Origin of the sequence: Delftia sp. WSY_16, assembly GCF_043104415.1 — a bacterium.
In the GTDB taxonomy this organism is placed as follows: domain Bacteria; phylum Pseudomonadota; class Gammaproteobacteria; order Burkholderiales; family Burkholderiaceae_C; genus Comamonas; species Comamonas tsuruhatensis.
The window spans coordinates 456,791-479,272 of sequence record NZ_JBICKS010000003.1; the positions used below are offsets into that span (position 1 = coordinate 456,791).

The window sequence follows — 22,482 nt, forward strand, 5'->3', positions numbered from 1 at the left end:
GGCGCCCTCACGACATGAACTCCATCCAGATCGGTGTGGTCATGGGCTCCAGCAGCGACTGGGAGACCATGCAGCACGCAGTTGCCATTCTTCAGCAATTTGGCATCGCCCATGAAGCCCAGGTCGTCTCGGCCCACCGCATGCCCGACGACATGTTCGCCTATGCCGAGGCCGCCGCAGGCCGGGGCCTGAAGGCCATCATCGCGGGCGCCGGCGGCGCCGCACACCTGCCCGGCATGATCGCCGCCAAGACCGTGGTGCCCGTGCTCGGCGTGCCGGTGGCCAGCCGCCACCTGCAGGGCGTGGACTCGCTGCACTCCATCGTGCAGATGCCCAAGGGCGTGCCCGTGGCCACCTTTGCCATCGGCGCGGCCGGCGCAGCCAATGCGGCCCTGTTCGCCGTGGCCCTGCTGGCCAATGAGGACCCGGCCCTGCGGGCGAAGCTCGAAGCCTTCCGCGCCGAGCAGACCGCCGCCGCGCGTGCCATGACGCTTCCCTCGGTGGCCGCATGAGCGCCGCTGAAGTGATCCTGCCCGGCGCGACCCTGGGCGTTCTGGGCGGCGGCCAGCTCGGCCGCATGTTCGTGCAGTCGGCCCAGGCCATGGGCTATTTCACGGCCGTGCTCGACGCCGACCCGACCAGCCCCGCGGGCCTGGTAAGCCACCACCACATACGCACCGGCTACGAGGACCCGCAGGGCTTGGCCGAGCTGGCGCGCCTGTCGGCCGCCGTCACCACCGAATTCGAGAACGTGCCCGCCGCGGCGCTGAACCTGCTGGCCGCCCAGCGGCCGGTCTCGCCGGCCGGCTCCTCCGTGGCCATTGCCCAGGACCGCGCCCAGGAGAAGGCCCACTTCGTGCGCTGCGGCGTGCCCTGCGCGCCCTACGCGGTGATCGAGACGCCGGCCCAGCTGGCCGCCGTGCACGCCAGCCTGCTGCCCGGCATCCTCAAGACCGCGCGCATGGGCTACGACGGCAAGGGCCAGGTGCGCGTGAAGAACGCCGCCGAGCTGGCCACCGCCTGGGAGCAACTGGGCCGCGTGGCCTGCGTGCTGGAAAAAATGCTGCCGCTGGCCCATGAATGCTCGGTCATCGTGGCGCGCGGCCGTGACGGCTCCATGGTCAACCTGCCCGTGCAGCGCAACCTGCACCGCGAGGGCATCCTCTCCGTCACCGAGGTCTACGAAGGCAACCTGCCCCAGGCCCAGGTCGAGCAGGCGCTGGCCGCCGCACGTTCCGTGGCCGACGGCCTGGACTACGTGGGCGTGCTGTGCGTCGAATTCTTCGTGCTGCAGGACGGCATGCTCGTGGTCAACGAGATCGCGCCGCGCCCGCACAACAGCGGCCACTACAGCCAGAACGCCTGCGATGTCTCGCAGTTCGAGCTGCAGGTGCGCTGCATGACCGGCCTGCCGCTGACACAGCCGCGCCAGCACAGCCCATCCATCATGCTGAACCTGCTGGGCGACCTGTGGTTCAAGGACGGCGAACAGGCCCAGGCGCCGGCCTGGGACCAGGTCCTGGCCCTGCCCGGCTGCCACCTGCACCTGTACGGCAAGCACGACGCCAAGCGCGGCCGCAAGATGGGCCACCTGAACGTCACCGGCCCCACGCCCGAGGCCGTGCGCTCCACCGCCCTGCAGGCCGCTGCCATCCTGGGTATAGAGCCGTTCTGAAGGCCCGCGCGATGATTCTTGATGGAACGCTGGCGGCCTCTGTCCAGGCCGCCGCACAGGCGCTGCAGCGCGGCGAACTGCTGGGCCTGCCCACGGAAACCGTCTACGGCCTGGCGGCCGATGCCGACAACGACGCGGCCGTCGCGCAGATCTTCACTGCCAAGGGCCGGCCGCCCAACCATCCGCTCATCGTGCATGTGGCCGACAGCGGCGCCATCACGCGCTACGCACGTGAAGTGCCGCTGTTCGCGCAGCAGCTGATCGACGCCTTCTGGCCCGGCCCGCTGACCCTCATCCTGCCGCGCCTGCCCCAGGCCGCCCGGGCCTCGACCGGCGGCCAGGACAGCGTGGGCCTGCGCTGCCCCTCCCACCCCGTCGCCCATGCCGTGCTGGCCGCCTGCCAGCAGTTGCAGCCGCCCGTCTGGGGCGTGTCGGCGCCCAGCGCCAACAAGTTCGGCCGCGTCAGCCCCACCACGGCGGCCCATGTGGCCGACGAGTTTGGTGACGCGCTGCTGGTGCTGGACGGCGGCGCCTGCGAAGTGGGGATTGAATCGACCATCGTGGACTGCACGCGCGGCGTGCCCGTGCTGCTGCGCCCCGGCGCCATCACGCGCGACGACATCGAGCGCGCCTGCGGCCAGCGTCCCCTGTCCAAGGACGAGCTGCTGGAGAACACGCCACGCGCCTCCGGCACGCTGCTGGCCCACTACGCGCCCAACGCCAAGGTCCGGCTCATGGATGCAAGGCAGCTGCAGGCCGGGCTGGACGTGCTGGGCGCCGACGCCCGGAACCTGGCCGTCTACCACCGCACACCGCTGCGCACCGCCTCGCGCGCCGTCACGCTGCGCGCCATGCCCGCCGACGCCGCCGCCACCGCGCGCGAGCTGTTCGGCGCCCTGCGCGACTTCGATGAAGTCGGCGCCCAGCTGATCTGGATCGAGACCCCGCCCGACACGCCGGACTGGGAAGGCGTGCGCGACCGGCTGCTGCGCGCGGCGGCTGCGGGGTAGAAGAGGTCCCCCCGGGACTGCAGTGCCGCATCGGGCATCAACCCGCGCGCCTGTCCAACGGCGTGCGGCGCAGGAACAGGCGCAGTTCCAGGCCTTTGAATGGCAGGAGTTGCTAGAATCGCGCTACACAATCCCTTCGCGGTGTCATTCAGTTGGCTCAGGCTTAGGGCGAAAAGGCCACCGCAAGGTGGTCTTTTCATTGGTGGCTTGGACATTGACCAGAACAACCATCTACATCGACGGCTACAACCTCTACTACTCGCGGCTCAAGGGCACGCCGTACAAGTGGCTGGACATTGCTGCGCTGTTTCGTGATCGCATCCTGCTGCCGCAAGACCCTGGCGCAGAGGTTGTCGCCATCAAGTACTTCACGGCCCCCGTCAAAGCCTCGTACGCCCGGCATGGCGAGGCATCGGTCCAGGCACAGACCCAGTACCTTCGCGCCCTGCGGCACGAGACCCTGGCCTGATCCAGATCGTCAACGGCTTCCACGTCTTCGAACCCACATCCCTGCCGAGCTATCAAGCGGGCGCCAACCCGAGCAAGAACAACGTGTCGCGCGTCTGGATGATCGAAGAAAAGCAGACCGACGTGAACCTTGCGCTGCACGCCTACCGTGATGCAGTACGTGGCGAATGCGACCAGTTGGTGATCTGCTCCAACGACAGTGACGTGGAACCCGCACTGCGCATGCTGCGCGAGGACGTGCCCGCCGCCAGGCTGGGGCTGGTCATGCCATTGCGCGACAGGACCGCAGCAGACGGCAAAGTGCCCAACAAGCGCTTGACGGCGTTGGCGCACTGGGTTCGCCATCACATCAGGGACGACGAGCTGGCGCAATCGCAGTTGCCGCTGAACGTGCAGACGCGGAAAAAACCAGCCGGCAAGCCTGCGCATTGGTGAACCCCCACAAAGCGGCCCTGGGCGGAACGCTGCCGCCTAAGACCTCTTTACCGACGGCTCGTACGCCAGCTCCATCCGGTAGGCCAGCGCCAGGAACAGCGACTGCGCCAGGGTCAGCGTGCTGGTCAGGGAGCGAAAGCCGAAGGTGGCTGCGTCCTGGGCCAGCAGGGTGACGGTGGCGCGGGATGCCAGGGGGCTGAGCTGGCTGTCGGTCAGCGCCAGCAGGCGCGCGCCGCGTGCCAGGGCCGCGTCCACCATTTCCAGCGTTTCGGGCGCATAGGGCTCGAAGGAGACGGCCAGCATCACGTCGCCGGGCGACAGCGCGCGCAGCTCGCCCTTTTGCATGGCGCCCAGGCCGTGCAGCCAGTGCACGGGCTTTTCGGTGTGCTGCAGCGCATAGGCCAGGTAGGCGCCCACGGGGAAGGCGCGGCGCGAGGCGGCCAGCCACAGCGAGGGGGCATCCAGCATGAGGTCCACCGCCGCCTCGAACTGCTCCGGCGGCAGGCCGCGCTGCAGGGCCTGCAGGCTTTCGATGCTGCCTTCGATGACCTCGTGCGCCAGGCGCGCGCCGCTGCGCGGTTCGTTGCCCGAGGCGATCAGGCCCCGGATGCGGTCCTGGTAGTCATGCTGGGCCGAGAGCTGGCGCGCCGCATCGGCGCGGAACAGCGCCTGCAGTTCCGAGTACCCCGAGAACCCGAAATGCTTGGCAAAGCGCACCACGGCAGAAGGCTGCACACCGCACTGTTCGGCCGTGGCCTGGATGCCGTCGAAGGCCAGGCGGTCGCCCTGCATCTCCACATGCCGGCCTATGGCCTTGAGCTGGCGGCTCAGTGCCTCGAAGCCCTGGCGCAGCACGTCCAGGAAGGCAGCGCGGTCGGCGTAAGGGCCGCAGGCCGCAGTGGCGCCCGCATCGGCCAGTGTTTTTCTATTTTTCATATTTGTGGAAAATATTTTCTATTTCGATCTATGATCGCACGAACGCAACGATTATGGGGAGGCCCGCACGCCCCGGGCCCCTCGCAACGCACGGGCCTATGACCATGAGCATGCTGAACTTTCCCTCCGACCGTCCGCTGGACGTGGCCTGCCTGGGCCGTCTGGCCGTGGACCTGTACGCGCAGCAGATAGGCTGCAGCCTGGAAGAGGCCAGCAGCTTTGCCAAGTACCTGGGCGGCTCCTCCGGCAACATGGCCTTCGGCACGGCGCGCCTGGGGCTGCGCTCGGCCATGATTTCGCGCGTGGGCAATGAGCACAACGGCCGCTTCCTGGTCGAGACGCTGCAGCGCGAGGGCTGCGACACCAGCCAGGTGCAGGTCGATGCCCGGCGCCTGACCGGCATGGTGCTGCTGGGCATCAAGGACCAGGAGACCTTCCCCCTGCTGTTCGCCCGCGAGGACTGCGCCGACATGGCGCTGGACGCCGCAGCCATCAGCGAGGAATTCCTGGCCCGCTGCCGCTGCCTGGCCATCACGGGCACCCACCTGAGCGCGCCCGGCGTGCTGGCCGCCAGCCGCAGGGCGCTGGAGATCGCGGGCCGCCACGGACTGGTGCGCGTGCTGGACATCGACTACCGGCCCGTGCTGTGGGGCCTGACCGGACGGGGCGACGGCGAGACACGCTATGTCGCCAGCGCCGAGGTCAGCCGCAGGCTGCAGGCCGAGCTGGGCCCGTTCGAACTCATCATCGGCACCGAGGAGGAATGGCTGATCGCCGGCGGCGTGGAGGGTGACCTGATCGCCAGCCTGCGCCGCGTGCGCGAATGCAGCCGCGCCGTCTTCGTGGTCAAGCGCGGGCCGCTGGGCTGCTCGCTGATCGAAGGCGCGGTGCCCGATGCCATCGACCAGGCGCCCACGGTGCCGGGCGAACGCGTGGAAGTGCTCAATGTGCTGGGCGCGGGCGATGCCTTTGCCTCCGGCCTTCTGTCGGGGCTGCTGCGCGGCAAGAGCCTGGAGGAATCTGCGGCGATTGCCAACGCCTGCGGCGCCATCGTGGTCTCGCGCCATGGCTGCGCGCCGGCCATGCCCACGCAGGCCGAGCTGGCGCACTGGTTCTCGGGCCACCGCCATCCGCGTCCCGACCAGGACCCCGAGCTGTCCCACCTGCACCGCGTCAGCCGCGCGCGGCCGCAGTGGCCCGCGCTGTGCGTGCTGGCCTATGACCACCGCAGCCAGTTCGACGATCTGGCGCGCGAGGCCGGCGCAGCGCCCGCGCGGCTGCGCCCGCTCAAGCGGCTGATCAACGAGGTGGTGGCCCAGGTCGAGCGCGACCCGGGCAATGCGGGCCGCATGGGCGTGCTGATCGACGGCCGGCACGACCTGGGCGAGGCCGCGCTGCACGACGCCACGGGACGCGGCTGGTGGATAGGCCGGCCCATCGAGCTGCCGGGCTCGCGCCCGCTGCGCTTCGACGGCACGGACTCGCTGGCCTCCGAACTGCTGCACTGGCCGCAAAGCCATACCGTCAAATGCCTGGTTTTCTACCACCCCGACGACACGCCCGCACTGCGCGCCGAGCAGGATGCCTGGCTGCAGCAGGTCTGGACCGCCACGCGCGCCAGCGGCCATGAGCTGCTGCTGGAAGTGATCCCGCCAAAGGACACGCTGGCGCCCGACGACCGGGGCGAGGCCGTGCTGCGTGCCATACGCCACTTCTACGACCTGGGCCTCAGGCCCGAATGGTGGAAGGTCGGCACCATGGCGCGCGAAAACTGGGAGGCGCTGGACGCCCTGGTGAACGAACGCGACCCCTGGTGCCGGGGCGCCGTGATCCTGGGCCTGTCCCAGCCCGTGGAGCAACTGGTGCAGGGCTTTGCCCAGGCGCGGGCACCCGTGGTCAAGGGTTTCATGATCGGCCGCAGCGTCTGGGCCGGCCCGGCCCTGCAATGGCTGCGCAACGAGCTGGACGATGCCGGCCTGCGCGATGCCGTCGCCGCCAACTTCCGTGCGCTGATCGCCGGCTGGGATGCCAGCCGCGTGGACGCGCGCCAGGACATCACCGAAGGAGCTGCGGCATGAGCCTGCTCGTCAAGGCCGCGCCCGGCCGCATCGTCACCGACATCACGCCGGCCAGTGCGGGCTGGAAGCACATCCACTTCAAGGCCCTGAGGCTGCAGGCGGGCGAGGTGGAGGCGCTGTCCACCGGCCCGCTCGAATACTGCATCACCGTGCTCACCGGCCAGGTGGACGTGCAGGTCGGCAGCCAGGCGTTCAGCGCCCTGGGCAGCCGCGCCAGCGTGTTCGAGGAGAGTGCGCCCACGGCCGTGTACGTGCCGCCCGGCCAAAGCCTGCGCATCACGGCGCGCAGCCCGGCCGACGTTGCCTTGAGCGCCGCACCCGCCACGGGCCGCCACGCCACGCGCGTGATCGCCCCCGAAAGCATGCGCCGCAGCGTGCGCGGCCAGGGCAGCAACACGCGCCATGTCTGCGACATCCTGCCCGAGACCGAGGCGGCCGAGTCCCTGCTGGTGGTCGAGGTCATCACGCCGGCGGGCAACTCGTCCAGCTACCCGCCGCACAAGCACGACAGCGCCGACCCCGCCGCGCCGGACGCCGAGACCGTGCTGGAGGAAACCTACTTCCACCTGCTCAACCCCAGCCAGGGCTTTGCCTTCCAGCGCGTCTACACCGATGACCGCAGCATCGACGAAGCCATGGCCGTGGAGCACCGCGACACCGTGATGGTGCCGCGCGGCTACCACCCCTGCGTGGCCCCGCACGGCTACGACCTCTACTACCTCAACACCATGGCCGGGCCCGAGCGGCGCTGGGCCTTTCGCAACGATCCCGCGCACGAATGGATGCTGCGGCCGCGCTGACGCACGGCGCAACAGATCCCCATAAAAACCACCGGAGACAAAAAATGCTGTTCAACCCAATGGCCCTGCACCGCCAGGCCTGGCTTTCCTGCGCCCTGCTGACGCTGGGCATGGGCACCGCCCAGGCGCAATCCACCCCAGCCCCGTCCTCCCAGGGTGCGCCAGCCTGGCCCACCCAGCCCGTCAAATGGGTGGTGCCCTACGCACCGGGCGGCACCACCGACGTGATCGCGCGCCAGCTGGCCGTGCAGATGGGCAAGGACCTGGGCCAGCCCGTGGTGGTGGACAACCGTCCCGGCGCGGCCAGCATCATCGGCGCCACGCTGATCGCACGCGCCCCGGCCGATGGCTACACGCTGGGCACGGCCGACTCGGGCACGCTGGCCTTCAACCCCGCCATGTATGCGCGCCTGAGCTATGACGCGGGCAAGGACTTCAGCTACATCGGCGGCCTGGGCCGCATGCCGCTGGTGCTGGCCGTGCATCCGTCCTTCCCCGCGAAGAACGTGCAGGAATTCCTGGCCATGGCGCGCAAGGAGCCGGGCGGCATCTCCTCGGCCTCGTCGGGGCCGGGCTCGCCGCTGCACGTGGCGCTGGAGCTGTTCAAGCAGCGCACGGGCACCCAGATCCTGCACGTGGCCTACAAGGGCTCGGCCCCGGCGCTGCAGGACCTCATGGCCGGCCAGATCCAGTCCATGTTCGTGGACCTGCCGCCCAGCATCTCGGCCATCCGCGCGGGCAAGCTGCGCGTGCTGGCCGTGGCCACGCCCCAGCGCCTGCCCATCCTGCCCGACATACCCACCATGGCCGAGGCCGGCGTGCCCGGCTTCGAAGCCTATGCCTGGCAGGGCTTTGTCGGCCCCGCCCACCTGAGTCCTGCGCTCACCGAGCGCCTGAACAAGAGCCTGGCCACCGCCCTGCGCCACCCCGAGACGCGTGCAAAGCTCGAAGAGATCGGCATACAGCCCATGGAGATGACGCCGCAGCAGTTCGCAGGCTTCGTGCGCTCGGAACAGGCGCTGTGGAGCGGCGTGATCAAGGCGGCCCAAATCAAAATGGATTGAAGCGCAGCAGCGACAAAAGACACTTAGAACAGATTCCGGAGACAACATGACCACCGCATCCCGCCGCCATTTCATCCGCTCACTCGGCGCCCTGGCCGCAGCGCCCGTCCTGCCCGCCGTGGCACAAGCGCCTGCCGGCGCCTGGCCCCAGCGCCCCATCGAACTCATCGTGCCCTTCGCTGCAGGCGGCGGCACCGACGTGCTGGCACGCGCGCTGGCCGAGGTGGCGCGCAAGCACCTGCCGCAGGACCTGATCGTGCTCAACCGCGCAGGCGCCAGCGGCGCCGTGGGCTGGACCGAACTGGCCAATGCCCGGCCGGACGGCTACAAGATCGGCATCATCACCGTCGAGCTGACCATGATCCCGCACATGGGGCTGACCAAGATCAGCTCCGACGCCCTGCTGCCCGTGGCCCGCCTGAACGCCGACCCCGCCACCATCGCCGTGCGTGCCGACTCGCCCTATCGCAGCATCGAGGAACTGATCGCCGCCGCGCGCAAGGACGAGGCAGCGGTGCGCATCGGCAACGCCGGCCCGGGCTCGCTGGGCCACCTGGCCGCCGCCGCGCTGCAGGACAAGGCGGGCGTGAAGTTCAACCACGCGCCCTACCGCGGCGCCAACCCCGCCGTGCTCGACCTGCTGGGCGGCCACATCGAGGCCGTGGCCGTCACGCCCGTGGAGGTGGCCACCTATGTGGCGGCCGGCAAGATCCGCCCGCTGGCCATCATGGCCGAGCAGCGCATACAGGCCGGCTGGGAAGCCGTGCCCACGCTCAAGGAGCGCGGCATCGACCTGCTCATCGGCGGCTGGCGCGGCCTGGCCGTGCCCCGCAACACGCCCGACGCCGTAGTCCAGACCCTGCGCAAGGCCATGACCCAGACCCTCAAGGACCCCGTCCTGTGCGAAACCATGGCCAAGCAGAACATGGGCGAGGGCTACCTGGACCAGCCCGAATTCAAGGCCGTGATCGACCGCGACAACGCGGTGTTCAAGCAATTGGTGGATAAGCTGGGGATCAAGGCCTGAGGGGCAAGCACGCTGGCCACAATGCGCAGACCCGCACTCAGGGGTCTGCAAGCAGCGCTCACTCGAGACCCGTCTGCAGGTCAATAACGGGGGTGCATGACATATTCAATGGACCGTACATTCGATATTGAGGTAATCCAAGCGTAGGCATCACACTCAAATAGTGGCAGATGCCGGAAAACCCATCGGCGCAGGAAATGCTATGGATTGCGTATTTATTTGGAGCGAATATTTTCCTGTCAGGAGGAAAAATCAACGGTGTGACGTTTCTCGATAGAGATGCAATACGCGCCACCTGCTCGGATGCTTGCGGAAATGGAAGTGAGTCATATGCCTGCAGCGTAGCAAGCTCCGGATAGCATGCAGCCAGTTTTTCCGAAAGATTGAAGTTGACAACGATTCTTTGAAACTTCGGCACATTCTCTGCTAATGAACTGGTATAGAGCGCGGCAATGCACAGGGCAGCAAGCATGCGTTGGTTCATGGCTCGGCTTTCTTGATTCCAGGCAGAACAGTCCGCAGTTGAAAAGGAATATACTGATTTCTCAGCAACCGCTGCACTTTAAGCGTCGAATCAGCACAAGGAAATAGGACTGCTCTGAAAGTAGTGCAAAACCCGCTCGTTCCTATTGCTGCCTGGCTTTCACCGAATGAACCCCGCCGCAAACGACGCCCGCAGGAACTCCACGAACACCGCCACCGCGCGCGGCACGTGGCTGGCGTAGGGGCGGATGGCGAACAGCTGTTCGCCGAAGGCGTCGACGGGCCGCCAGCCGGGCAGGACTTCGCTCAGGTGGCCGGAGGCCAGGCCCGATTGCGCGCTGAAGTCCGGAACCAGGGCGATGCCCAGGCCGGCCAGTGCCGCGTCGCGCAGGATTTCGCTGTTGTTGGCGGCAAAGCCGCCGGTCACGGGAACGACGACGCGCACGCCGTCCACGCCGGCGTCGCGGGGAACGAAGCTCCAGGCCGGGGCACCCTGGGTGCGCGGATAGTGCAGGCAGTGGTGCGCGGCCAGGTCCTGCGGCGTGGACGGGGTGCCGTGCGCGGCCAGGTAGTCCGCGCTGGCCACGAGCAGCGAGCGCGTGGGCGCCAGCGCCCAGGCCACATGGGTTTCGGGCGGCGCCGTGACGTGGCGTATGGCCAGATCAAACCCTTCCAGCGCCAGCGAGCGTATCTGGTCCGACAGGTCCAGCTCTAGCCGGATCTGCGGATGTGCGCGCAGGAAGGCCGGCAGGCGCGGCATGAGTTGCTGGCGCGAAAAGGCCAGCGGCGCCGTCACGCGCAGCAGGCCGCGCGGTGCGGCAGCCAGGTCGCGCACGCCGGAGAAGCTGTGGGCAATGTGCTCGAAGGCACCGCGCGTGTCGTCCACCAGGCGCTGGCCCGCTTCGGTCAGGCGCACGCTGCGCGTGGTGCGGGTGACCAGGGCGATGCCGGCCGCGCGCTCCAGCTCTGCCACGCGCTGGCTCATGGCCGCCTTGCTCACGCCCAAACGCGCGGCGGCCGAGGTGAAGCTGCCCTGCTGCTCCAGCACGACCAGCCAGTGCAGGTGGCTCCACAAGGCCTCGGCCTTGGCATCGGGTTTTTCATTTGCCATGCATGGATTGTTCAGCAAATTGAACAATCAATTCAAGCGCAGCGCCTAGGCAGGCAGAAAGCGCACTTCTAGACTGCCTGGCATGAACACCGCAAACACCTCCTTCGCTTCCATCGTCCACTACGTCAACGGCCAGCGCACGGCAGGTGCCAGCGACCGCGGGCAGGACGTGACCAACCCGGCCACCGGCCAGGTCACGGGCCGCGTGGCCCTGGCCTCGCGCGCCGATGTCGATGCCGCCGTGGCGGCGGCCAAGGCGGCCTTCCCGAAGTGGGCCGATACGCCGCCCATCCGCCGTGCACGCGTGCTGCTGCGCTTCCTGGAGTTGCTCAACCAGCACAAGGACGAGCTGGCCCATGCGATCACGGCCGAGCACGGCAAGGTCTTCACCGATGCGCAGGGCGAAGTCAGCCGCGGCATCGACATCGTGGAATTCGCCTGCGGCATTCCGCAGCTGCTCAAGGGCGATTTCACCGACCAGGTCTCCACCGGCATCGACAACTGGACGCTGCGCCAGCCCCTGGGCGTGGTCACGGGCATCACGCCCTTCAATTTCCCGGTGATGGTGCCGATGTGGATGTTCCCGGTGGCCATTGCGGCGGGCAATACCTTCGTGCTCAAGCCCAGTCCCATCGATCCCACACCGTCGCTGCTGATCGCCGACCTGCTCAAGCAGGCGGGCTTGCCTGACGGCGTGTTCAACGTGGTGCAGGGCGACAAGGAGGCGGTGGACGCGCTGATCGAGCATCCCGACGTGAAGGCCGTGAGCTTCGTGGGCTCCACGCCGATTGCCAACTACATCTACGAGACGGGCGCGCGCCACGGCAAGCGCGTGCAGGCCCTGGGCGGCGCCAAGAACCACATGGTGGTCATGCCCGATGCCGATATCGAGCAGGCCGTGGACGCGCTGATCGGCGCCGGCTACGGCTCGGCCGGCGAGCGCTGCATGGCCATCAGCGTGGCCGTGCTCGTGGGCGACGTGGCCGACCAGCTGCTGCCGCGCCTGATCGAGCGCACCAAGGCGCTGAAGGTGCTGGACGGCGAGGACCTGGCCGCGGAAATGGGCCCCATCGTGACCCGCGCCGCGCACGAGCGCATCAGCGGCTACATCGACCTGGGCGTCAAGGAAGGCGCGCAGCTGCTGGTCGATGGCCGGGGCTTCGACGGCAAGGCGGCCGGCGCCTCCACAGGCACGGACACCTCGGGCGGCTTCTGGCTGGGCGGCACGCTGTTCGACCATGTCACGCCCGACATGCGCATCTACAAGGAAGAGATCTTCGGCCCCGTGCTGGCCATGGTGCGCGCCAAGGACTTCGCCGAGGCCGTGCAGCTGGTCAACGACCATGAGTTCGGCAACGGCGTGGCCTGCTTCACGCGCGACGGCAATGTGGCGCGCGAGTTCGGCCGCCGCATCGAGGTCGGCATGGTCGGCATCAACGTGCCGATTCCCGTTCCCATGGCCTGGCACGGCTTCGGCGGCTGGAAGCGCAGCCTGTTCGGCGACATGCACGCCTACGGCGAGGAAGGCGTGCGCTTCTATACCCGCCAAAAGAGCATCATGCAGCGCTGGCCCGAGAGCACGCCCAAGGGCGCGGAATTCGTGATGCCCACGGCCAAGTAGGCGCAGTCCCCCTCCATGAAAAAACCAGCCCGCGGGCTGGTTTTTCTTTGGGGACTGCGACCTGTCAGAAGCGGTATCCGATGCCGATGGCGTAGACATTCGGATTGAGCTTGAGCGACACGCTCTGGCCCGAGGACAGGTGCGCCGTGGTCTTCAGGAAGCTCTTGTAGTAGGCCACGTCCAGGAACCAGCGCTCGTTGAAGTTGTAGACGAAGCCGATCTGGGGCGTCAGGCCCCATTTGCTGTCCACCGAGGCCGTGGTCGGGTTGGCCAGCGTGCCGCCGGTCAGGCCGTTGAGGGAGGCCGTGGTGCGCTCGCCGAAGAACTTGGCATAGGTCACGCCCAGGCCCAGGTAGGGGCGGAAGGCGGAGTTGGCCTCGCCGAAGCGGTACTGCGCGAACACGGTGGCGGGCAGCACCTTGGTGCGGCCCAGCTTGCCCGTGCCGGAGATGGCGCCATTGCCCACGAAGTCATGCTTGAACGGCAGGCCCATGGGCACGTCGATGGCCCAGTTGTTGGTGACCATGTAGGTCACGCCGCCCGTGAGCTGGCTGTTGGCCTTCACGTCCACGCGGGTGTCGGGGAAGCTGGGTGTGCTCAGCCAGCCGCTGCTGGTCTGGGGATCGATGCGCGTGGCGCCCAGGCGCACGCTCCAGGTGCCGGCGGACTGGGCGGTGGCGGCCATGCAGGCCGTGGCCATGGCCACGGCGGCGGTGATGCGCAGGAATGTCTTCATGGATGTGTCTCCTCGTGCTGCATGACTGCGATCACAGCCAGCCGGCACGGGCCAGGGTGCGGGAGGCAAGCTGGCTCATCTGCTGATGGCCATAGGGCGTGGGGTGGAAGCTGTCGGCAAAGGCATAGCTCTTCCACCAGTTGGCGCTGGTCTCGCCCACGGGAATGGAGGCGGACAGCGCGGCCTCGGTGCAGGTCGGGAAGCTGTAGGTGGGCAGGCCGTCGGCGCCCACGCCGGTGGCAGGGCAGGCCGCCTTTTTCACGTTGGTGTAGGCGTACTGGGCGGGGTCGGCCATCTGCTGGCGGAACTCGCTGTAGAAATCGATGATGGCCACGCGGCTCTCGCCCGCGAAGCCGGTGGCAACCTGCTGGTTGAAGGCCTTGACCCAGCCGTCGAACACGGTCTCCAGCTGGGCGGCGGCGGCCGAGCCCTGCTGCTGGGCCACCGATTGCAGTACCAGCTGGAAGCGCGGCGTCAGCGTGATGGCCGGCACGTTGAGGATGGCCACGCGCGTGGCGCCCTTGCCCAGCACATTCGCCTGGATGGTGGACACATAGCCCTTGGCCAGGTTCTGCATGTACAGGCCGCCGGCCTGGGCCATGCCGGCCTGGCCCTGCTGCAGCAGCGCACCCAGCGTGGCAGCGTCGATCTTGGTGGACAGCAGCGCCTTGAAGTTGGCGCCCTGGTCCCTGGAAGCGGCCAGGAAGGCGCCGATCACGTCGGCCGCGTCATTGGCGCCGCCGTCGATCACGGCCAGGTCATCGGCCGTGAAGCCAGCCGCGCCGGCCAGCAGGATCTGCTGCGTGATGGAGATGGGCGCCGTGGGCGCGCTGGTGTAGTTGATGCGGCCGCCGCCCACGGCGTAGTTGTTGCATGAGGTGTTGGGCGTGAAGGCCGTGCCGTTGAAGCGCGGGCACAGGGAGATGTTGTACAGGCCCGCCACGCGCTCGGCCCAGACCTGGTTGGAGCCGGCGCCTGTCAGCGTGGCGTTCTGCACGGTGAACTTGTAGCCGAAGGTGCCGCTGTCGGAGAGGCTGTCGCCCATCACCTTGACGGAGGTGATCTTGGCACGGGGGGTGGTGTCGGCGCCGCTGCCGCCACCGCAAGCGGCCAGCAGGCCGGCCGTGGCCAGGGAGGCCGCGAGGATTCGATAACGATTTGCCAAGTTGTGATCTCCGTGAAGTGTTGTGAATAGCACGACCGTGCTTTTTTTGGTGATTGCCATCGTAGCGACAGTCGCACCTTGGCGACACCGGGCAAGTACCGATAGGAATCGCGGGCCGACCGGGCATTTCGCACGCGGGCGAATAGACGATAAATACCGGTCTGGCGCCCGCAGGCAGGACAAGGCCCTTGCCGGGCAGGAGGCGGAAACACAACGGAAAGGGCCTGCAAAAGCAGGCCCTGGAACAGGAGCGCAGGCGACGTATCAGCGGTCGTGCGCCGTCCAGTCCACCAGCGCATCCCAGGCCGCGCGCGCGGCGGCCGCATTGGCGTGGTTGGCCATGGCCACCAGCACGTATCGGCGGCCGCTGGCGCCATCCACATAGCCGGCCAGGGCCGAGGCATCGCGCAGCGTGCCGGTCTTCAGGTGCGCCATGCCCTGGACGCGGCTGAGGCTGCGGCGCAGCGTGCCATCGACGCCGACGATGGGCATGGAGGCCACGAACTCCGGCATCACGGGCGAGGCCCAGGCCTGCTGCAGCATGCGGCCCAGGCCGGAGGCCGTGATGCGCGCCTCGCGGCTCAGGCCCGCGCCGTTGTCGGCCACGGGCTGCTCGGCCGCACCCCAGCGCGCCTGCCACCACTGGCCCAGCGCCTGGCGCGAGGCCTCGAAGCTGGCCACGCCGGTGCGCTGCATGCCCATGGTCAGGAACACCTGCTGGGCCATGACGTTGTTGCTGTATTTGTTGATGTCCCGCACCACCTCGGCCAGCGAGGGCGATTCGCTCTGGAAGGCCGGCTGCAGGCCGGCCGGCACGCGGCCGTCGCGCACGGTGCCCGTGAGCTTGCCGCCCAGCTCGCGCCACATGCCCTCGATGGCGCGCGCCGCGAAGGCCTCGGGCTGGGCCGGCGCCAGCGACCAGCTCTTGTCGCCGCAGCTGGCCGGGAACGTGCCGGCAAAGGCGATGCGCAACGGGTCGGCCATGTCCAGCTGCAGCCGGGCGCGCCAGTCGCCGCACTCGCTGCCTGCCGGCGCCAGGGGCACGGTTTCCTGTTGCTGGATTCCGGCCAGCGGCGGATCGTATTGCAGCCGCGCCACGCCCGCCGCGGCGTCGGGCACAAAGCCGACCGTCACGGCCTTGTAGTTGACCAGCAGGGCGTCGGGCGCGACGTTGTAGGGGCGCCAGGGCTCGTTGTCGAAGGTGGAGGGATCGTGGGCGGGGACGGAGAACGCGCTGCGGTCCAGCACGATGTCGCCCACGATGACCTTGATGCCCATGCCCTGCAGGCGGCGCAGCATCAGCCACAGCCGCTCCATCACGAGCTTGGGATCGCCCTGGCCCTGGATGTACAGCGGCCCGCGCAGCACGCCGTCCTGCACCGGCCCGCCCAGGAAGACGGGCGTGCGCCAGACATGGGCAGGACCCAGCTGGTCCAGCGCCGCATAGGTGGTGACCAGCTTCATCACCGAGGCCGGGTTCATGGCCACATGGCTTTGCCAGTCCAGGCGCGGAGCGGCCCGGCCATCGACCTCCACCACCAGGGCGGAGACCGCCTCGCGCGGCAGCTTGGCGCGCGCAAGCGCCGCCTCCACGGCCGGGGGCAGCCGGCTTTCGCGCGCAGTCTTGGTGGACAGCGAGGCCGGCGAGGTGGGCGCATCTGCCTGGGCGCTTGCCACGCCGGGCAGGACGGACGCCGCCAGCAGCGCGGCCGCCAGGCCCCGGCGGGAAAGCGGCAATCCAAGAGAGAAGGCGGAGGAAATCGAGGAAATAAGGGAAGAAGACGTCGAAAGATGCAACATGGCCGGCAAGTCTACGCCGGTCATTGCAGCCCTGCCGGGCGCGGGACGGGCGGGGCACCGATAATCCTGCACTTGCTGCGGCACCGCCGCCTGCCCCACGCCATGAATCTTCTTGCCCTAGACACCAGTACCGACACCCTCTCCATCGCCGTGCAGCGCGGCGATGCCGTCTGGGAACACAGCGGCCCCGGCGGCCCGCAGACCTCGACCGAGCTGATCCCCGCCATCCTGGCCCTCATGGCCCAGGCCGGACTGGAGTTCGCCGAGCTGCGGGCCATCGTCTTCGGCCGGGGTCCGGGCTCGTTCACGGGCCTGCGCACGGCGTGCTCCGTGGCCCAGGGCCTGGCCTTTGCCGCCCGCGTGCCCGTGCTGCCCATGGACAGCCTGCTGGCCGTGGCCGAGCAGGCGCGCATGCAATACGGCTGCACCGACCTCATCGCCGTGATCGATGCGCGCATGAACGAGGTCTACCACGCCGCCTACCACTGGGCCGATGGCCGCTGGAACGACATCGGCGAGCAAAGCGGCGACTTCGGCCTGTGCGCGCCCGAGGCCCTGCAGCTGCCGCCCGGCACCGTGGTGGCCGGCAACGCCCTGGCCGCCTATGGCGAGCGCCTGGCGCCCCAGGCCAGCCATGTGGCTGCGCTGCCCACGGCCGCCGCCATGCTGCGCCTGGCCCCTGCGATGCTGGCGGCCGACCGCGCCCTGCCGGCCGACCAGGCCCTGCCGCGCTACATCCGCGATAAAGTCGCGCAGACCACGGCCGAGCGCGAGGCTGCCAAGGCGGCAGCCGCGCTTGCTTCACCCGTGCAGACCACAGAGACCCCTCCTGCCCAGGCATGAGCACGCACACGCCACAGCCCTCGCGGCCGCTGCCGCCCCTGACCGACGCCTTGGCGTCGGAGCGGGACAGCGTGCGCTTCGAGCCGCTGAACGTGCTGTGGCTGGACACGCTGCTGCCCGTGGAGCAGCAGGCCTATTCCCATCCCTGGACGCGCGGCAACTTCATCGACGCCATGGCGGCCGGCTATGAAACCCAGCTGCTGGTGGATGCCCAGGGCGGGCTGGTCGGCTACTTCGTCGCCATGATCGTGCTCGACGAGGTGCACCTGCTCAACATCACCGTGGCCCCGGCGCGCCAGCGCCAGGGCTGGGCCCGCATCCTGCTGGACGCCCTGGCCCTGTGGTCGCGCCAGCGCCAGGCCCAATGGATCTGGCTGGAAGTGCGCGAGAGCAATGTCCGCGCACGCAGCATCTACGCCGCGCATGGCTACCAGGAGGTGGGCCTGCGCAAGAACTACTACCCCATGCACGACGGCCCGCGCGAGCATGCCGTGCTCATGAGCCTCAAGCTATGGCCCTGAATCTAGACACCCGCCAGCGGGCCATGCTGCATGCCATGGGCATCACTGTCTGGCTGCCCGAACCCGAGACCGCGCCCGCCGTGCTGTCCGAGGCCCTGGCTGCGCCCGCCGATGCGCCTGCAGCGGCGCCCCTGGCGGATCCGCCGGTGGCCCGCCCCGTGCCGCCGCCCGTGCAGGAGGCGCCCTCCCCGGCGCCTGCTGCACCGGCGCCTGTCGCCGCGCCAACGCCCGCACGCGTCCAGGTGCCTGTTCAGGCGCCGGTCCAGGCGCCACCGCCTCCCGCACCCGTCATCCCCGAACGCGAACGCCCGCCGCGCCGCTACGTGCAGCAGCCCGTGGCCGGCGCACCGGGCCTGGGCTGGCGGCTGGGCCCCGTGCGTCCCGTGTATGCGGCAACGCCGCCGGCCGGTGATGGCGGCGAAGGCGGCTGGCTGATCCTGCTGGAGCCGCCGGCCAACTCCCTGCCGCTGCCGCCCGCCCGGCGCCCCGGCCCCGACTGCGCGCGCACCGCGCTGGAAGGCGACGCGGCCCGGCTGCTGGACAACATGCTGCGCGCGCTGAACCTGCAGGACCATCCGCGCCTGTACAGCGCCGCCCTGCACCGCGTGCAGCCTCCGGCCGAAGGCCAGGAGGCGCCCGAGGTCCCGGCCCTGCAACCGTCGCTGGAGGCACTGCTGCGCGATCTGCGCCCGGCCTGCGTGCTGGTGCTGGGCCTGGCCACGGCGCGCGCCGTGCTGCAGCGCCAGGAGGCCCTGGGCCGCCTGCGCGCCGAGCCGCACCGCATCGCCGGTGTGCCGGCCGTGGTCAGCTACGACCCCAACTATCTGCTGCGCGCCCCCCAGGCCAAGGCCGGCGCCTGGGCCGACCTGTGCCATGCCCAGGCTTTTGTGACAGGCCGCCAGATGCCCCCTGGAGCCGCTTCCGAATAGCGCGGCCGGCCCGCATGCTGCAGCGCAACGCTGCATAATCCGATGCTTTGCATCTTGGAGAAAGCTCCGTGGAAACCTACCCCAGTTGGTAGCTTTCAACTCCCGGTTGGCCTGTGGGGTTGAAAGCACCCCCGATACCCCGCACGCCTGAGAAGAACACCTGGAGTGAGCCTATGCTCAACATCTTTACGCTGGCCAATGGCCGCCTGGTTCAAGAAGAGATCGAGTCGCTGGAGGAGCTGTCCCGCTTCAAGCCGATCTGGGTGGACCTGGAGTCGCCCACGGTCGAGGAAAAGCGCTGGATCAAGCAGCACTACGAGTTGTCCATCCCCGAAGATGCGATGGACGACGACATCGAGGAATCGGCCCGCTTCTACGAAGAAGACAACGGCGAGCTGCACATCCGCAGCGACTTCCTGATCGACGATGACGAGGACCCCCGCTCCGTGCGCGTGGCCTTCATCGTCAACGAGCACAACAAGAACCTGCGCAGCTGCGGCGTGCTGTTCTCCATCCATGACGAGGACGTGCCGGTCTTCCGGCTGCTGCGCATGCGCGCGCGCCGCGCGCCGGGCCTGATCGACGAGGCCAAGGACGTGCTGCTCAAGCTGTTCGACGCCGACGCCGAGTACTCGGCCGATACGCTCGAAGGCATCTACGACGACCTGGAGAAGGCCAGCAAGATGGTGCTGTCCGGCGACGTGACCGACGATGTGGCCCGCGAGGTGCTGGGCGCCATCGCGCGCCAGGAAGACCTGAACGGCCGCATCCGCCGCAACGTCATGGACACGCGCCGCGCCGTCAGCTTCATGATGCGTTCCAAGATGCTCAATGCCGAGCAGTTCGAGGAAGCGCGCCAGATCCTGCGCGACATCGAATCGCTGGACAGCCACACGGCCTTCCTCTTCGACAAGATCAACTTCCTGATGGATGCCACCGTCGGCTTCATCAACATCAACCAGAACAAGATCATCAAGATCTTCTCGGTGGCCAGCGTGGCCCTGCTGCCGCCCACGCTGATCGCCAGCGTCTACGGCATGAACTTCCGCTTCATGCCCGAGCTGGAGTGGGAGTTCGGCTACGTCTACGTCATCGCGCTCATGGTGCTCAGCGCCGTCGGGCCCATGCTGTATTTCCGCAAGCGCGGCTGGCTGAAGTAGCGGCAGCCGGCCCCCTCGGGCCGGGCTTTCTTCAGGCCAGCGCCACGGCCTCGATTTCCACCTTCAACCCGAAATGCAGCGCCCCGGTGGGCACCACGGCGCGCGCGGGCCGGTGCGTGCCGGCCCAGTCCGCGTAGATGCGGTCGAAGGCCGGCCAGTGCGCCATGTCGTCCAGGTACACGCGCACCTGCAGCAGCCGCGGCACGCCGCTGCCGGCCAGCTCCAGCGCCGCTGCCAGGTTGGCCAGCGCCTGCCGGGCCTGGTCCTCGAAGCTGGCGTCCACCAGGCGCGTGCCGTCGGGCCGTATGGGCAGCTGCCCTGACACGAAGACCAGCCCCTGGCCCGTGGCCGTGTGGCTGTAGTGGCCGCCCGGCGCAGGCAGGTTCGGCGATGCATGGCGCAGATCGATCCCGTTTTCACCAGCCATGGAGCCGCTCCCAGGTTTGCACCGAGCCATCTACCGCCAGCGCCTGGTAGGCCGGGAACTGCGCGCCCGTGGCGCAGGCATGGTTGGGCAGGATGCGCAGCCGCGTGCCCAGGGGAAAGCGGGCGGCGATGTCGGCCTCTATCGCGCCATCAGCGCGCGCCAGGATGCCGTGCTCCTGGTTGGCGCCGGTCAGCACGAAGCCCGGCATCACCCGCCCCTGCAGGTCGCAGACCTGGCCGTAGCCGAAGTCCTGCCGCTGTTTCGCCGTGCCCCGGTCGCGGCTCATGGCCATCCAGCCTGCGTCCACGATGGCCCAGCCCTTGTCGGCCTGGTGGCCGATCACGGTGGCCAGCACCGACAGCGCCACGTCCTCGGCCGTGCACACGCCGATGTTGCGCATCACCAGGTCGAAGAACACATAGACGCCTGCGCGCACCTCGGTCACGCCGTCCAGCCGGCATGCCGCCAGCGCGGTGGGCGTGGAGCCCACGCTGACCACGGGGCACGGCAGGCCGGCCGCGCGCAGGGCTTCGGCGGCCTGCACGCAGCCGGCGCGCTCGCGCTCGGCCAGCGCCTGCAGCGCCTCGGGCGTGTCCAACTCGTAGCTGGAGCCGGCATGCGTGAGCACGCCGCCCAGGCGCATGCCGCCGTCGTGCAGCGTGCGGCCAATGGCCAGCAGCAGCGGCGCATCTTCGGCGCCCACGCCGGAGCGGTGGCCGTCGGTGTCGATCTCTATCCATACCTCGAAGGCCTCGCCCTGTTCGCGGCCGAACGCGGCAATGGCCTGGGCCGCCGCCACGCTGTCCACGATGAGCTTGAGATCGCAGCCGCGCCGGCGCAGTTGCAGGGCCTGCGGCAGGCGGTGCGGCGCCATGCTGACTGCATAGAGGATGTCGGTGGTGCCAGCGGCAAAGAACTGCTCGGCCTCCTTCAGGGTGGAGACCGTGATGCCCGAGGCCCCGGCCGCGCGCTGCGCGGCGGCCACGGGCACGCTCTTGCTGGTCTTCACATGGGGGCGCAGGCGCACGCCCTGCGCGTCCATGCGCTGCTGCATGCGGTGGATGTTGCGCTGCATGCGTGCGAGGTCGATCACGGCAGCGGGCGTGTCCAGGGTCAGTAGTGTGTCTTGCATGGTGTTTCTCTCTCCATCGTCAATCCAGGTATTGGCCTTTGGCCTTGAGGGCAGGCACGTCGTTGCGCAGTCCCTGTTCGATCAAGGCGGAGACCGTGGCCGGCACGGCCTGCTCGGGCGACGGCAGCTCCACCCCCAGCGCGGCCATCTGTGCGCGCAGGCCCGCATCGCCCATGGCGTGCTGCAGCGACCGCGTCAGCCGCGCGAGCACCGCCGGCGGCGTGCCGCGTGGTGCGAAGATCGCGTTCCATGAGCGCGCCTGCAGGGGGTGGCCGGCCTCGGCGCTGGCCGCCGTGCCCGGCAGCTGAGCCAGGCGCTGTGTTCCCAGCACCGCAATCGCCTTGATGCGGCCGCCCGCGATCTGCGGCAGCGCCGTCGTCGTCTGGTCGCACATGAAATCGGTCTGTCCGCCCATGAGATCGTTCATGGCAGGCGCGATCCCGCGATAGGGAACATGGGTGGGGCTTTGGCCCAGCGCCGACAGCAGCAGCACGCACCCATAGTGCGATATCGAGCCCACGCCGGCGCTGCCATAGGAGGCTGCGGCCTGGTTGCGCTTGAGCCACTCGGCGAACTGGCGCAGATCGGAGGCCGGCAGATTGGCACGCGCCAGCAGCAGCATGGGCGCCGCGCCTGCAGGTCCCACAGGGGCGAAGTCGGCCACGGGGTCATAGGGCAGCTTGCGGTACAAGGCCACATTGACCACATGCGTGCCTATGCCGCCAAAGGACAGGGTGTAGCCGTCGGCGGCGGCCTTGCGCGCCTGGTTCAGGCCGATGGTTCCATTGGCGCCACCCAGGTTCTCGATCACCAGGGGTTGGCCCAGATGCTCCCCCATCTTCTGAGCCACGGCACGGGCCAGCGCATCGCTGGGGCCTCCCGGGGGAAACGGCACGACCAGCGTGACCGGCCTGGCCGGAAAGGCAGCGCCGGCCTGCGCCAGGGCTCCCTGGCTCCACGCCATGGCACAGACGATGGACAGGACCGGGAATGCGGACACAAGGGACAACGGCAGGGCTGGACGCAGCTGCATGGCAGGCTCCTCACAAGGGTGGACAGAA

General features: G+C 68.9%; 23 protein-coding genes. 14 read left to right on the plus strand and 9 right to left on the minus strand.

Going from position 1 to position 22,482, the window contains the following annotated elements; all coding sequences use genetic code 11:
* The first annotated feature begins 14 nt into the window (after positions 1 to 14).
* The 5 genes from purE (at position 15) to ACF8O7_RS02900 (ending at position 3,588) form a co-directional block, all read left to right on the plus strand.
* Positions 15 to 512, plus strand: coding sequence for a 5-(carboxyamino)imidazole ribonucleotide mutase (gene purE, locus ACF8O7_RS02880; RefSeq protein ID WP_016449129.1), 498 nt, complete (start codon positions 15 to 17; stop codon positions 510 to 512).
* Complete coding sequence (locus tag ACF8O7_RS02885) at positions 509 to 1,675, plus strand: 5-(carboxyamino)imidazole ribonucleotide synthase (RefSeq protein WP_017404019.1); 1,167 nt, start codon at positions 509 to 511, stop codon at positions 1,673 to 1,675. Before purE ends, ACF8O7_RS02885 begins: the two co-directional genes overlap by 4 nt.
* A gap of 11 nt (positions 1,676 to 1,686) precedes the next feature.
* Entirely contained in the window at positions 1,687 to 2,685 is a 999-nt protein-coding gene (locus tag ACF8O7_RS02890) for an L-threonylcarbamoyladenylate synthase (RefSeq protein WP_070080716.1), read from the plus strand.
* A gap of 214 nt (positions 2,686 to 2,899) precedes the next feature.
* Positions 2,900 to 3,154 (plus strand): NYN domain-containing protein, encoded by a 255-nt coding sequence (locus ACF8O7_RS02895; RefSeq protein ID WP_227472478.1) that lies wholly within the window; start codon positions 2,900 to 2,902, stop codon positions 3,152 to 3,154.
* A gap of 98 nt (positions 3,155 to 3,252) precedes the next feature.
* Complete coding sequence (locus tag ACF8O7_RS02900; protein ID WP_392442210.1) at positions 3,253 to 3,588, plus strand: NYN domain-containing protein; 336 nt, start codon at positions 3,253 to 3,255, stop codon at positions 3,586 to 3,588.
* Between the two features lie 36 nt (positions 3,589 to 3,624).
* Here the strand turns inward: ACF8O7_RS02900 and ACF8O7_RS02905 are convergent, their stop codons facing one another.
* Positions 3,625 to 4,524 carry a MurR/RpiR family transcriptional regulator gene (locus ACF8O7_RS02905; protein WP_392442213.1) on the minus strand — a complete coding sequence of 300 codons (900 nt, stop codon included), beginning with the start codon at positions 4,522 to 4,524 and terminating at the stop codon, positions 3,625 to 3,627.
* 104 nt (positions 4,525 to 4,628) lie between these two features.
* Here ACF8O7_RS02905 and iolC point away from each other — a divergent pair, with 104 nt between their 5' ends.
* Genes iolC through ACF8O7_RS02925 form a run of 4 tightly spaced genes read left to right on the plus strand, consistent with a single transcriptional unit; the run spans position 4,629 to position 9,493 of the window.
* Positions 4,629 to 6,602 carry a 5-dehydro-2-deoxygluconokinase gene (gene iolC, locus ACF8O7_RS02910; protein WP_392442216.1) on the plus strand — a complete coding sequence of 658 codons (1,974 nt, stop codon included), beginning with the start codon at positions 4,629 to 4,631 and terminating at the stop codon, positions 6,600 to 6,602.
* Positions 6,599 to 7,402, plus strand: a complete 804-nt coding sequence (gene iolB / locus ACF8O7_RS02915; protein ID WP_016452033.1) for a 5-deoxy-glucuronate isomerase — start codon at positions 6,599 to 6,601, stop codon at positions 7,400 to 7,402. The genes iolC and iolB overlap by 4 nt, the downstream gene beginning before the upstream one ends.
* A gap of 44 nt (positions 7,403 to 7,446) precedes the next feature.
* Positions 7,447 to 8,466: a tripartite tricarboxylate transporter substrate binding protein gene (locus tag ACF8O7_RS02920; protein WP_212645167.1), complete on the plus strand. Its 1,020-nt coding sequence runs from the start codon at positions 7,447 to 7,449 to the stop codon at positions 8,464 to 8,466.
* Positions 8,467 to 8,512: 46 nt separating this feature from the next.
* Positions 8,513 to 9,493 carry a tripartite tricarboxylate transporter substrate binding protein gene (locus tag ACF8O7_RS02925; RefSeq protein ID WP_392442217.1) on the plus strand — a complete coding sequence of 327 codons (981 nt, stop codon included), beginning with the start codon at positions 8,513 to 8,515 and terminating at the stop codon, positions 9,491 to 9,493.
* A 58-nt stretch (positions 9,494 to 9,551) separates the two neighbouring features.
* On the opposite strand, the gene ACF8O7_RS02930 is transcribed toward ACF8O7_RS02925, so the two are convergent.
* Together ACF8O7_RS02930 and ACF8O7_RS02935 are read right to left on the minus strand one after the other, a co-directional pair.
* Positions 9,552 to 9,977 carry a hypothetical protein gene (locus ACF8O7_RS02930; RefSeq protein ID WP_126311156.1) on the minus strand — a complete coding sequence of 142 codons (426 nt, stop codon included), beginning with the start codon at positions 9,975 to 9,977 and terminating at the stop codon, positions 9,552 to 9,554.
* Positions 9,978 to 10,136: 159 nt separating this feature from the next.
* Positions 10,137 to 11,087, minus strand: coding sequence for a LysR family transcriptional regulator (locus ACF8O7_RS02935; protein WP_034363449.1), 951 nt, complete (start codon positions 11,085 to 11,087; stop codon positions 10,137 to 10,139).
* Between the two features lie 82 nt (positions 11,088 to 11,169).
* Here ACF8O7_RS02935 and ACF8O7_RS02940 point away from each other — a divergent pair, with 82 nt between their 5' ends.
* Positions 11,170 to 12,708, plus strand: coding sequence for a CoA-acylating methylmalonate-semialdehyde dehydrogenase (locus tag ACF8O7_RS02940; RefSeq protein WP_126311155.1), 1,539 nt, complete (start codon positions 11,170 to 11,172; stop codon positions 12,706 to 12,708).
* 64 nt (positions 12,709 to 12,772) lie between these two features.
* Here ACF8O7_RS02940 and ACF8O7_RS02945 read toward each other — a convergent pair whose 3' ends face one another.
* The 3 genes from ACF8O7_RS02945 to dacB all read right to left on the minus strand — a co-directional run bounded on the left by ACF8O7_RS02945 (position 12,773) and on the right by dacB (position 16,433).
* Positions 12,773 to 13,444 carry an OmpW family protein gene (locus ACF8O7_RS02945; protein ID WP_016449118.1) on the minus strand — a complete coding sequence of 224 codons (672 nt, stop codon included), beginning with the start codon at positions 13,442 to 13,444 and terminating at the stop codon, positions 12,773 to 12,775.
* Positions 13,445 to 13,475: 31 nt separating this feature from the next.
* Positions 13,476 to 14,609: an SGNH/GDSL hydrolase family protein gene (locus ACF8O7_RS02950; RefSeq protein WP_047217891.1), complete on the minus strand. Its 1,134-nt coding sequence runs from the start codon at positions 14,607 to 14,609 to the stop codon at positions 13,476 to 13,478.
* Between the two features lie 264 nt (positions 14,610 to 14,873).
* Positions 14,874 to 16,433 (minus strand): D-alanyl-D-alanine carboxypeptidase/D-alanyl-D-alanine-endopeptidase, encoded by a 1,560-nt coding sequence (gene dacB, locus ACF8O7_RS02955; protein WP_392442221.1) that lies wholly within the window; start codon positions 16,431 to 16,433, stop codon positions 14,874 to 14,876.
* Positions 16,434 to 16,511: 78 nt separating this feature from the next.
* Here dacB and tsaB point away from each other — a divergent pair, with 78 nt between their 5' ends.
* The 4 genes from tsaB to corA all read left to right on the plus strand — a co-directional run bounded on the left by tsaB (position 16,512) and on the right by corA (position 19,862).
* The gene (gene tsaB / locus ACF8O7_RS02960) at positions 16,512 to 17,252 is read left to right on the plus strand and encodes a tRNA (adenosine(37)-N6)-threonylcarbamoyltransferase complex dimerization subunit type 1 TsaB (protein ID WP_016449115.1); all 741 of its coding nucleotides are present in this window, start codon (positions 16,512 to 16,514) and stop codon (positions 17,250 to 17,252) included.
* Positions 17,249 to 17,773: a ribosomal protein S18-alanine N-acetyltransferase gene (gene rimI, locus ACF8O7_RS02965; protein ID WP_016449114.1), complete on the plus strand. Its 525-nt coding sequence runs from the start codon at positions 17,249 to 17,251 to the stop codon at positions 17,771 to 17,773. The genes tsaB and rimI overlap by 4 nt, the downstream gene beginning before the upstream one ends.
* Complete coding sequence (locus ACF8O7_RS02970) at positions 17,764 to 18,702, plus strand: uracil-DNA glycosylase family protein (RefSeq protein WP_252652316.1); 939 nt, start codon at positions 17,764 to 17,766, stop codon at positions 18,700 to 18,702. The genes rimI and ACF8O7_RS02970 overlap by 10 nt, the downstream gene beginning before the upstream one ends.
* Before the next feature lie 173 nt (positions 18,703 to 18,875).
* Positions 18,876 to 19,862, plus strand: coding sequence for a magnesium/cobalt transporter CorA (gene corA / locus ACF8O7_RS02975; RefSeq protein WP_016449112.1), 987 nt, complete (start codon positions 18,876 to 18,878; stop codon positions 19,860 to 19,862).
* A gap of 31 nt (positions 19,863 to 19,893) precedes the next feature.
* Here corA and ACF8O7_RS02980 read toward each other — a convergent pair whose 3' ends face one another.
* The 3 genes from ACF8O7_RS02980 to ACF8O7_RS02990 are packed head-to-tail and all read right to left on the minus strand — an operon-like array spanning position 19,894 to position 22,454.
* On the minus strand, positions 19,894 to 20,289 hold the full coding sequence (locus ACF8O7_RS02980; protein WP_046238581.1) for a RidA family protein: 396 nt from the start codon (positions 20,287 to 20,289) through the stop codon (positions 19,894 to 19,896).
* Positions 20,279 to 21,421 carry a DSD1 family PLP-dependent enzyme gene (locus ACF8O7_RS02985; protein ID WP_392442225.1) on the minus strand — a complete coding sequence of 381 codons (1,143 nt, stop codon included), beginning with the start codon at positions 21,419 to 21,421 and terminating at the stop codon, positions 20,279 to 20,281. The genes ACF8O7_RS02980 and ACF8O7_RS02985 overlap by 11 nt, the downstream gene beginning before the upstream one ends.
* A 19-nt stretch (positions 21,422 to 21,440) precedes the next feature.
* Positions 21,441 to 22,454, minus strand: a complete 1,014-nt coding sequence (locus ACF8O7_RS02990) for a tripartite tricarboxylate transporter substrate binding protein BugD (RefSeq protein ID WP_012202902.1) — start codon at positions 22,452 to 22,454, stop codon at positions 21,441 to 21,443.
* Positions 22,455 to 22,482: the final 28 nt, after the last annotated feature.